5 protein-coding genes are annotated in these 5734 nt (G+C 61.5%); 1 reads left to right on the plus strand and 4 read right to left on the minus strand.

From position 1 onward, the window contains the following. The 4 genes from asnB to AC1D1X_RS13900 form a co-directional block, all read right to left on the minus strand. Positions 1-1529 (minus strand): asparagine synthase (glutamine-hydrolyzing) (gene asnB, locus AC1D1X_RS13885; protein ID WP_477698474.1); only part of this gene is annotated, 1529 nt, incomplete at its 3' end. Between the two features lie 42 nt (positions 1530-1571). Beyond that, positions 1572-2126, minus strand: a complete 555-nt coding sequence (locus tag AC1D1X_RS13890) for a sugar transferase (protein ID WP_477671331.1) — start codon at positions 2124-2126, stop codon at positions 1572-1574. After that, positions 2123-2941, minus strand: coding sequence for an aldolase/citrate lyase family protein (locus AC1D1X_RS13895; protein WP_477698475.1), 819 nt, complete (start codon positions 2939-2941; stop codon positions 2123-2125). The genes AC1D1X_RS13890 and AC1D1X_RS13895 overlap by 4 nt, the downstream gene beginning before the upstream one ends. Before the next feature lie 22 nt (positions 2942-2963). Then, positions 2964-4445 carry a lipid II flippase MurJ gene (locus tag AC1D1X_RS13900; RefSeq protein WP_477698476.1) on the minus strand — a complete coding sequence of 494 codons (1482 nt, stop codon included), beginning with the start codon at positions 4443-4445 and terminating at the stop codon, positions 2964-2966. A 152-nt stretch (positions 4446-4597) separates the two neighbouring features. Between AC1D1X_RS13900 and AC1D1X_RS13905 the strand changes: the two genes are divergently transcribed. Next, positions 4598-5734 (plus strand): amino acid--tRNA ligase-related protein (locus AC1D1X_RS13905; RefSeq protein ID WP_477698477.1); only part of this gene is annotated, 1137 nt, incomplete at its 3' end.

Genomic DNA, 5734 nt, shown 5'->3' on the forward strand with positions numbered 1-5734 from the left:
CGAAACGCCAGTTCATCGCCAATCAGCGGTGCCACGGCTTGTTTGAACCAGTGTTTTTTGTCGCCCTGCGCTGACAGCTTGGTCGTGCCGCGCGAGCGAAAGGCCAGCTCCATCATCCGGTAATCAAGGAAAGGCGTGCGCGCTTCGATGCTGACCGCCATGCCCATGCGGTCTGGCTTGACCAGGTTGTTGCCGGACAGCAGTAACTGCATATCCAGATACAACGCCTGGTTGACCCGGTCGAAATGACCGGCCTCCTCAAACCGGGGCCGGGCAACCTGCGTAAAGCTGTCGAGCCCGGACAGGTTTTCACGCGCCACCGGCTGATACAACGCCGCCTTGGCGGCGGGTGAAAACAACGAAATCGAATCGAAATACTGGCGCTGAAAATCAGGCGTCGGCAGGGTCTGCGCGTCGGGTCGGGCAAAGAACTGCGCGTATTTGTCATAGCCGGCAAACAGCTCGTCGCCACCGTCACCGGTCAGCACCACCTTGACGTGTTTTGCCGCCAGCTCGCTCACGCGCAGCATCGGCATGAATGAAGCGTCACCGTGCGGCTGGTCAAGGTGATGCAACACCTGCGGCCAGCGTGACAGCATGTTCAGCTCGGCCGTCTCCTGTGTGTGGTCACAGCCAAAACGCCGGGCGGCCTGCAGTGCAAAAGCCGACTCGTCGTAACGAGGGTCTTCAAAACCGATGCAGAAAGTCTTGACAGGCCGGTTGACATGCCTGGCCATCAGGCCAACGATACTGCTCGAGTCCACCCCGCCCGACAGGAAAGCGCCCCAGGGCACATCGGCCCGCAGGCGAATGCGCGTGGCGTCGTCGAGAATCGCCATGAACTCTTCGGACCAGTCCTCAAAGCCGTAGTCTTGTTCGCGCTGGTCGGCCAGGCTCCACCAGCGTTGGGTTTCAACACCCGTCCGGGTGAATTTCATCCAGGTGCCGGGCATCACGTGTTTGATGCCTTCGTAAATCGTCCACGGTACGGGGATGTAGTTGAAGCTCAGGTAATGATGGATTGCTACCAAATCAATAGCTGGTTGCGCACGTTGTGATTGGGCTAGCGGCAATATTGCCTTGATTTCCGAACCGAACAGCATGCGCTGGCCATCGTCGGAGATATAGAGCGGCTTGACGCCAATGCGGTCACGAACCAGGTAAAGCGCATCCTGGCGCGCGTCGTCAATCGCGATCGCGAACATGCCATTGAGCTTGCTGATGCAGCTGATGCCTTCGCGCTCATACAGGCGCAGGATCACCTCGGTGTCGCTCTGCGTGTCCAGCCGCACACCCTGCGCGCGCAGTTCAGCAGCCAGCTCGATGTAGTTGAAGATTTCACCGTTCTGCACCACTGCGACCTGACCGTCGTCACTGACAAAAGGCTGGTGGCCGCCACCCAGGTCGATGATCGACAGGCGCCGGTTGCCGATGGCCACACCGCGCTGGGGCCGGTGCCAGATACCACCGTCGTCCGGGCCGCGGTGCAGCAGCTTCTGCGCCATCACGTCGAGGGCCGCGTCACTCACCGGCGTACATTCCCGGTCCCAATATCCAAAAATGCCGCACATTCAGTTGCTTCCTCTTCCACTCAGACGTGCCAGCGTCCACCAGATGATCTTCAGGTCGAACCACCATGACGCGGTATTCGCATATTGCAGGTCCAGCGCCAGCCGCTGACCTGCCGTGGCTTCCGAGCGCAGCATCACCTGCGCCAGGCCGGTGATGCCGGGCGGCACGCTGCAGCGCTTTTCCCAATCCGCAGGTGCGTACAGCAATTGTTGAGCAGGTACATCCGGCCGCGGCCCCACCAGGCTCATGTCACCTTTGAGGACGTTGAATATCTGCGGCAGCTCATCAATGCTGGTGCGACGTATGAAGCGCCCGACACGCGTGATCCGGGGGTCATTGGCCTGTGTGAAATACGACCCCACGGAAGCCGCATCCAGCTGCATGCTGCGAAATTTGAACATCCGGAACTCGCGGCCCCCCAGACCCATCCGGGTCTGGCTGAAGATGACAGGCAGACCGCTTTCCAGCGCAATAGCCATTGCCGCCAATAGCAATACCGGCGACAAAAACAGCAGGGCCAGCAGCGACAACACGACGTCCATCAGGCGCTTCATGCAGCTTTGCCCACTTGTTCTGCTACCTGCAGAATGACGGCAGCGACACGAAGCCGGTCGGCCTCCTGCTGGTCCGGTGTGCGCTGCGCCAGCGCTTCCTCAAACTTCCGCAATTCAGCCACGGCCGCCTCAAACGGCATATCGGCATCGGGTCTGTTGAAAGTCCGCGAAAGAATCACCGCCTGCGAACCCAGGCGCAAATGCTCACCCATAACATCGCGGCCGGGAAGTGAGCCCTCGTCTGCGCGGGCGATCCCGCCAAAGCCCATCGGTAAACCCCGCCGCCTTGCCGCTGCCGCTACGCGGTCAACATGGCCCTGGGCCAACGGCTCGAACATGAAGCGGCAGCCCATCGCCAAGTGCAGGTCATTCAGGCCGACGAAGACCTCTCCAAGCCCCGGCGTGTCCAGCCATTGCTCGAGCGATTCGAGCGCACCCACGGTTTCGAGCAGGGGCACTACCGGCACACGGCCATCGACGATTTCGCAGAAGCTCCGCAATTCCTGCGCGGTCGAAAACATCGGAAGCATCAGCAGGTCGGCCCCTTGCGCAAGCACAGCATCGACCTCCGCACGGGCTGCAGCCGGCTGATCGAGCCGGTATGGATTGACGCGAACCATGAGACGCGAATGCCGTAAAACTGCCTTGACACGGCCCACATCGTCAATCTGGTGCGTACTGATGAAAGTGTTGCGCCCGGCCTGGCGCTCGGCCTTGCCATTGCGTTCAAGGTCCACAAACAGCCGCATGGCCGGCATCCGGTCACAGCGTTTCGCCAGCTCCGGCTGGTTGGTAATGKTCAGTAAGTCAATCATGGAACGAAAGAGGAATAAGCCATTATTGCCCGCCGGCCTGCGGCACGGCCAACGGCTGGCGGCCCAGAAAACTGCGCAGCAAAGGGCTGGCCAGCAGCGCGCTGGCCAGCACCACTACCGCAAAAAAGCTGGCTGCCAGCGCGCTGGGCAGAAAATTCYAGCGGCCAAACCAGCGACTGGCCACGACCAGAAGCAGGCAAGCGGCCAACGGGGCAAGCATGGCACGCCACGGCAGCGCCCGGTGAAGCTGCTCGCGCTCGGTAAATAACATGGCGAGTGTGATGCCCGCCAGTACGGCATTGAGCGCCCCCATCACAAGCGCGCCTCCGGCAAGCCCGGACCAAGCTGCAACGGCGAGCGCAGTCAGGCCGGCGACATAAGCCCAGACTGCGCGGTGCATATGCCCCGATGCAGCCATGACTGTCAGCAATACGGCGATCAAAGCCTGTGGCAGCAGTGACCAGATACCGATGGCCCCCCAGCGCGCAATAACTTCCAGATGCCCGGCATCCATGCGGCCCCAGCCAAACAGCAGTTGGGCAAGCGGCAGCGAAAAGCTGCCCACCACGGCGATCGCTGCGCAAGCCAGGGTCCAGGCCAGGAGAAAGGCAATTTGCAAAGCCCTGTCGCGTTCCGCAGAGCCTACTTCGGTGCGGGTGATTGCCGGAAAAGCCAGACTGGCCACGAGCTGCACCGCGAGCACCAGCGGCAACTCCACCAGCTTCCAGGCGTAATTAAAGTCTGCGAGGGCCCCCTCCCCGGCCTGGGACGCCAGGCTGCGCCCCATCAGGGGCAACAGCAGCAGCAGGCCCGAAGACAGGCCGGCCCAGATCCATATGCCCGCAGCAGGCGGGGCCGGCATAGCCATCGCCGCCGGACCAGTCGGCGCAGCCTGCGGAAGCCGCCAGGCCAGCCAGCCGAGGCGCGCGACCATCGCCAGCACAAGGAAGCAGCCCAGGATAAAGACAGTTCGATCTCCGCTGTTTTGCGGCGCCAGGAACAGCGCAAGAACCAGCAGCAGGTTGACCACAAGATTGCCGCTGTACATGCCTACGAAATCCCGTTCATGCTGCAATCGCGTTACCCAGAGCGCGGCCAGCATGGCCAGCGGCAGCACGGCGGCGCTCCAGGCCAGCGAGTCACGGCCAAGGATGGCCATTTCGCCGCGCAGGCCAGGTGCAAGCGCATGGGACAGCGCACCCCGAAGTAACCAGATCAGCAAAGCCAGTACAAGACCAGTGCCGAGCAGCGCCCGTGCGACTTTTTTCTGGCTGGCATCCTGTTGCGCAGGCGTTTGGCGCGCCCATTCCGGCAACAACACGTAACCCAGGGCGCCGCTGAACAATATGCCGACCAGCAAGTCCGGCAGGGTGAACATCACAATCACCGCATCGCCAAGTCCGGTGGCGCCAAAAGCAGCGGCCTGGGCCGATTCCCGCAGGAGGCCGAGCAGGCGGCTGGCCATGAGCAAACCCAGGGAAAAAACGCCGGCGCGCAGGTACATAGGCGGGATTATCAAGGCTTAAATAGGGGCAGCCGGCCCTGAATGGGGAAACCAGCCACTTAAAAAACTAAAATCAACGGTTTGGCGCTTTGTCCGCAACAGCTGCAAACCGGCTTTGGCAGCGCCCCCGATCGTTTTCACACCTTCTGACCATGTCCGATAACAACACCGTGCCCCCTGCCCAAGACGAGAACCAGCTGATCGCCGAACGCCGCGAAAAGCTCAAGGCCATGCGCCAACGGCAGGCCGAAGGCCGGGGCGTCGCCTTCCCCAACGACGTCAAGCCGACGCACCGGGCGGCAGAGGTTTTCGAAAAGTACAGCGACAAGACCAACGAGGAACTCGAGCCGCTGGCGATCAAGGTTCATGTCGCAGGCCGCATGATGCTCAAGCGCGTGATGGGCAAGGCGAGCTTTGCGACGCTGCAGGATGCTTCGTTCGGCCCTACCGGCGGCCGCATCCAGCTCTATATCAACAATGAGGGCGTCGGCGAGGAAGTCCACAGCGCCTTCAAGCACTGGGACCTGGGCGACATCGTCGAGGCGACCGGCACAGTGTTCCGGACGCGGACCGGTGAACTTTCGATCCATGCGACCAGCCTGCGCCTGGTCACCAAAAGCCTGCGCCCCCTACCCGACAAATTCCACGGCATGGCCGACCAGGAAGTCAAATACCGCCAGCGTTATGTCGACCTGATCATGGATGCGGAGGCGCGCAAACGGTTCATGGCGCGCAGCAAGGCGGTCAGCAGCATCCGTGAATTCATGGTCGCAAACGATTTCCTTGAAGTCGAAACCCCCATGCTGCACCCCATCCCGGGCGGCGCCAATGCCAAGCCGTTCAAGACGCACCACAACGCGCTGGACCAGGAGATGTTTTTGCGCATCGCGCCTGAGCTCTACCTCAAGCGCCTCATCGTCGGCGGTTTCGAGCGTGTTTTTGAGATCAACCGCAGCTACCGCAACGAAGGCATCAGCGTCCGCCACAACCCCGAGTTCACCATGATGGAGTTCTACGCCGCCTGGTGGAATTACTCGGACCTGATGACGTTTACCGAAGCGCTGATCCGTGACGTGGCACAAAAAGTTTGCGGGTCGCTCGAGCTGAACTATGGAACCGGCCGGCTCGGGGGACCAATTGATCTGAGCAAGCCCTTTGAACGCCTGACGATCCGTGAAGCCATCCTCAAGCACACCGAGGCCGGCAAGCATGTGGACGATGCGGCCTGGCTGACGAACGCCCTCAAGAAGCTCGGCATGAGCGAAGAAAAAGACCGCCTCTCGACCCGT

Source organism: Polaromonas sp. P1_G4 (assembly GCF_056405475.1).